Below are 5,148 nucleotides of genomic sequence, written 5' to 3'. Positions count from 1 at the left end.
GTGTAGAATATGTAATCAGTGTCGCTTTATTGCACTAATTTTATATTTAAGTTGCTAATAATGAAGTAACTATTCTTCTAGTCTTGATGTTCGCGTAATGTCGCGAGACCCATTATGATCAGCCCATACAGCAGACACAGGAGCACGCCTATGGTTGCCAGATTATAAAGGCGACGAGGATATTCGGCATCTTCAGCAAGTGTAGGCTGGCTCACTACTAGCAGATGTTTGAGTTTGCGGTATGCTTCAACCCGAGCTTGTTCCAGGCTTATTAGTCCGCTTTTGTAAAGGTCCGCAGCCAAGGTCGCCTGGGTTTTCACATCCATATAGCTAGCGGTGACTTCATTCATGGCATCTTTATCTGTACCAGTCAGTCGGCCTTTTTCCTGCTCTAGTTGTTCCGTCAGAGCTTCTACTCTGGCTTTCACAGAAATGGCGGCAGGTGCCGTTTCCTTCATATAGCTTTGTAACTGCTTCAGTTGTGCTTGCTGACGCGCCAGTTCACCCTCTATCTGGCTCACTACGCCTAAGCGGGCTGTGCTGGTTGATTCTGGACTTATCAGCTGATGGCTGTTCTGAAATGCGAGCACTTTGGCCTTCTCATCCTGTACACGTTGATAAGCCCGATCGACCTCTTTTTCAACAAAAGCCAATTGTTCCAGCGCTACCTGATGACCAAGTTTATTAATAAAGCCTTCCGACTCTTTAAGCATTAGACCGACTACGCGCTGACCATAGGCGGGGTCAAACGCCTGAAACTCAATTGTTAGTACGCCGGAGATGTCATCTAAACGTAATGTAAGATGATTACGATAATACTCAATGAACTGTTCCCGACTGACGTCAGCTGGTAGACGAGAAAAATAGTCCACCTTGTGGCTCTGGTAATGGGCTTTAAGCCCCAGTTCCTTATCAAGTTTGGAAAGTAGATCCGGGGATTTAAGATAATCTTGTATTAAAAGGATATCTTCGTGGTTACTGCCGCCAATTCCAAGCATCGATAGAGCATCAGGCAGCATTTTGATCTGATCGGCTTGTTTCACCACTAGCTCTGCTCGGCTAACATAGCGATCTGAAGCAATCAAACCAAAATAGATTACGGCGACAGCAAAGCAGGCTACCACCCACATAAAGCTCCCAAGTTTAAGGCTTTTTTTCCAGGAGCGCTGGGCAAGGCGAAAGCCGCTAGAATCGACAATAAAATGTTTCGGTTTGGTTTTTAACTTGTGTAGCTTGCGCATCATACCTGATGCTTTATTTAAGCGAGTTGGCTGGGTCATGTTATATTGGCTTATTACAAATTCTCGTAAATTCGGATGGCATCGTTAATATTTTCAAACACCTCAAGAATGCCGTTACGCAGTAAAATGCCCATCTCGCATTGTTGACGTAAGTTCTTCATATCGTGCGAGACCATTATTAGGCTGGCGGTTTCGCGCTTCTGGTTAAATACATCAATACATTTTTGTTTGAAACGGGCATCTCCTACCGACATAATTTCGTCGGTCAAGTAGATTTCGAAGTCAAAAGCCATACTTACGGCAAAAGAAAACTTTGATTTCATGCCGCTGGAGTACCCTTTAATTGGCAACTCGTAATGCTGGCCTATTTCTGCAAATTCTTTTACCCATTCTTCTATTTCCTTCGTGTCGCGCACCCCATGGATTCGGCAAATAAAGCGGGTATTCTCTCGCCCGGTCATGCTGCCCTGAAAACCCCCATTCAATGCGAGTGGCCAGGAAACGCGACAGTGGCGGGTGACCTTACCCTTATTGGGCATATCCATTCCACCTAACAGGCGGAGTAAGGTAGATTTACCCGCCCCGTTAGTACCTAAAATACCGATATTGCGATCGCGTGGTAAAGTGATGCTCACATCGCGCAGCACATAGTTGCGGCCAAATTTAGTGGGATAATACTTAGTGACGTTATCTAAAATAATCATGCTTTTCCCGCTTTAACTGGCAATCAGGCGGCGATGGCTCAGGCGATAGCAACTCATGGCAAAGGTCAGCAGCACAAGTGTTACACCGAATAAATATTTCCCGCTAACATTCGGACTCACATATCCAGCAATCCAACCAGCTCGAATCAATTCAAGGGCATTTACTAGCGGATTCCATAAAAACCAGTTTTGATATTGTGCTGGTATACTTGCTAGAGGAAACATGACGCAAGAGATAAACATCAGTGGCATCATTAGCAAGTCAAGGAATTTATTAGCTTCCTGAAATAAATTGCATACTACGCAAAAGACAATGCCCAACGAGAAGGAAAATATCATTAACAAAAAATAGCAAAGGATGACTTGCAAGGGATCATTGGGAATGGCGTCAAAACCAAACCATAATAACCCTAATACCAAAATACCTCCGACAACCATGCCAATAATTGTTTCTAGAATAAATCGGGAAATAAAGGTGGCAAATGGTGTCACCTGTCGGTAACAAAACAGTCCCATATTAGCATTAACTGCGGATTGCAGTTTGCTAACTACGTTTTTAAAAAAAATAAATGGTAAGTAGCCTGCAGTAATAAACAGTGGCGCCGGTGCCCCGCCAAATCCGCTATGCCCGCGCATACCAAAAATCAAACTAAACGCACCAATCATCAACAACGGATCCAGCAGCGCCCAGGCATACCCCAGCCGGTAGCTCCCAAATCTCGTTTTCAGTTCACGAATAAGCAGACCAAACGTCACATCCCTCAGCACCTGGAACGAGCTGCGGGGCGTCTGGTTGAGAACAGGTTTAAGCATAAGAAGGCCGATATCACAGAACGGGCCCGCGAGGGGGCGAGCCCGCATTGAGGGTTAGTTCAGGACCACGTTGGCCGCCACAGCAACCTGATAGATGACCTGGGTGATGTCCTTGATGGACTGCATCATTTTGCTGTCCACTTTCGGCATGACCAGAATCTGATCGCCCGGCATCACATCGCCACCGTCTTTAAACTCCATCAGCCCGTTGGCATGCACCACGGCAATGCGCTTGTCGTTCGCACGGTCGGTATAGCCGCCCGCCCAGGCTACGTAGTCTTCCAGACTGGCGTTTTTGTTGTAGACCACCGCCTGCGGCATCATCACTTCGCCACCCACCTGAATCAGGTCGGTTTTGTTCGGGATCACAATCTGGTCGCCCTGTTCCAGCAGGATGTTGGCGATCACGCCTTTATCCGACACCACCACTTTACCCAGCGGCTGGATCTTGCGGGCTTTTTCCACAAAGCGCATCACCAGTTCGGCCTCTTTGGTGCGAATGGAGGCCTCGCCGTCAGAGCTGGCAGGCGCGGTAAAGACGCTGCGCTCCAGACGGTTGAGGGAGTCTTCCAGCATCTCTTTCTGCCGCGCGGCCACGCTCTTACGCATGATGTAGATCGAGCCGTAATCCGCCATGTTCGGGTCAATCGGGATGTGGTTCAGCAGATCGTGCAGACGGGTCTCTTTACGCACGGTGAAGTAGGATGGCCCGCGATAGCTGCCCATCACCTGCACATCGTACACCTGCGCATGCAGGTCGTCGTTGAACAGCACTTTATCGCCGTCGCTCAGCTGAATGCGGTCGAAATCTTTATAGGGCATATAGACCGAGAACGGGCCACTGGCGCGATCGCCAATCACGCCCACGTGGCTCACCTTGGCGAGGGGCAGGGCGTAGTCGATCAGCTCTGAGCCGAGCGCGGTGCTGTTCTTCAGCTCGAAGCGGAACGGGTTACGCACTTTACCCGCCACGTTGATCATCGGCCCCTGGGGTTCAACCAGAATCACATCCTGATCTTTGAGGGACAGCTTCGGCATTTTGCCCTGCTGCATAAACTCATACAGGTCGATCTGCTGGATCACGCGGTTCTGGCGCAATACTTTAATATGACGATAGCTTCCGCGGTCGGAGTCGATGCCGCCAGCGCGTTTCAGGAAATATAAAACGCTGTCGGAAGATTGTCCGGCATATTGTCCCGGACGAATGACGGGTCCGGTGACATATACACTGACCGGCGTCGCGGTAAGTAAATTAACGTAAACATTAACGTTATTGGTGAAAACTTCGCTGATATGGCTGGTAACCAGGTTATTAACCTTACTGGCCGCCACATTCTTGACATTAATCGGCCCGACATCGGGAATAAAAATATTGCCCTGATTATCGACGGTCACGACGTTGGAAAAATTGACTGCGCCCCAGATCCAGATATTCAGCTTATCGCCGGGGGCGATCAGGTAATTATCGTTTAAGCCGTCGCTGCGCTCGGTTTCATAACCACCGGCAAACAGGTTGGCACCGTATGGAGGGAGGAGCCCGGACTCGGACTGCGGCAGTAATTTACGCACATCAGACTCGCCCGGCAATAACATGCCCTGGCGGTTTTGCTGTGCGAAAGTCCCGGTGGTGGAGGAGGTGTTTGCCTGGCCGCTCATCGCTTGCTCGCCGCCAAGCTGCAGTCGGCCATCGCCGTTGTCTGCCGGGGTGTTCATCCCAAATGCCTGGGCTTCTTGCTGGGTGGGGGCGGCGAAAGAGGCGCAGGAGACGCAGGCCAGTAACAGGACGGCACTCAATTGCCGAAAATTCGTTATCTTCACAACATTTCTCTTCAAAATTATTGCACGGCAAGCAGGTTACTGGCGGAAGCCTGTTCCAGCTGCGGTACCAGATACCAGGTGTCACCGTTCTTACAGGTCACACCGTGCTGCGACTGGTTGTAGTTGCGATCACGCAGCAGTTCTATGCATTCCAGCCCCAGGGCGGAGACATAACGCTGGCCCAGAATATAGGTATTGCCATTGGCGCTGAGCGCGGCGCCCTGCGGCAGGGTGTTCAGAGGTTGTTGCAGATTGGCTGCCATAGCCTGGAGGTCGGTAGAAGCAGTCTGATTCACAAGCGGTCGGGATGCTTCAACCTGCTTCGGGGAATATGCACAGCCGCTCAACATGAGGGCGAGCGAAATCACCAGAAGGCGAGTTGCGTTCTTCATAGATCAATATTTTCCAACAATGCAATAACTGGAATGTGAAATAAAACTTTGATGGTATTCAACTGATTTTAATAGCGAAGCAGTTGAGAAATCTTGCAGGTGCAGGAGCAACAAAAACGCAGGTGTTAAGTAAGAAAATCCAAAAAAATGGTAAGCTACCGCACGGAAATGGACATTTCC

Annotated in this window: 5 protein-coding genes; all 5 read right to left on the bottom strand. The window is 49.3% G+C overall.

Annotated features, from left to right (window positions below):
• Positions 1–77 precede the first annotated feature (77 nt).
• Positions 78–1,280 (bottom strand): sugar transporter, encoded by a 1,203-nt coding sequence (locus KCR01S_RS23405; protein WP_061285249.1) that lies wholly within the window; start codon positions 1,278–1,280, stop codon positions 78–80.
• A gap of 14 nt (positions 1,281–1,294) precedes the next feature.
• Positions 1,295–1,945 (bottom strand): ABC transporter ATP-binding protein, encoded by a 651-nt coding sequence (locus KCR01S_RS23400; RefSeq protein ID WP_061285248.1) that lies wholly within the window; start codon positions 1,943–1,945, stop codon positions 1,295–1,297.
• A 12-nt stretch (positions 1,946–1,957) separates the two neighbouring features.
• On the bottom strand, positions 1,958–2,701 hold the full coding sequence (locus tag KCR01S_RS23395; protein WP_244886227.1) for an ABC transporter permease: 744 nt from the start codon (positions 2,699–2,701) through the stop codon (positions 1,958–1,960).
• A gap of 111 nt (positions 2,702–2,812) precedes the next feature.
• Positions 2,813–4,576 (bottom strand): polysaccharide biosynthesis/export family protein, encoded by a 1,764-nt coding sequence (locus tag KCR01S_RS23390; protein WP_061285247.1) that lies wholly within the window; start codon positions 4,574–4,576, stop codon positions 2,813–2,815.
• Between the two features lie 17 nt (positions 4,577–4,593).
• Positions 4,594–4,968 (bottom strand): hypothetical protein, encoded by a 375-nt coding sequence (locus KCR01S_RS23385; RefSeq protein ID WP_061285246.1) that lies wholly within the window; start codon positions 4,966–4,968, stop codon positions 4,594–4,596.
• Between the last annotated feature and the right edge of the window lie 180 nt (positions 4,969–5,148).

This window comes from Kluyvera cryocrescens NBRC 102467 (genome assembly GCF_001571285.1).
In the GTDB taxonomy this organism is placed as follows: Bacteria; Pseudomonadota; Gammaproteobacteria; order Enterobacterales; family Enterobacteriaceae; genus Kluyvera; species Kluyvera cryocrescens.
Note: the sequence above shows the minus strand (reverse complement) of the source record. Positions and strands in the feature narration are given on the sequence as shown.

Coding starts and splice junctions, on each gene's coding strand:
- KCR01S_RS23405 (WP_061285249.1), bottom strand. CDS start 1,280: ATGACCCAGCCAACTCGCTTAAATAAAGCATCAGGTATGATGCGCAAG.
- KCR01S_RS23400 (WP_061285248.1), bottom strand. CDS start 1,945: ATGATTATTTTAGATAACGTCACTAAGTATTATCCCACTAAATTTGGC.
- KCR01S_RS23385 (WP_061285246.1), bottom strand. CDS start 4,968: ATGAAGAACGCAACTCGCCTTCTGGTGATTTCGCTCGCCCTCATGTTG.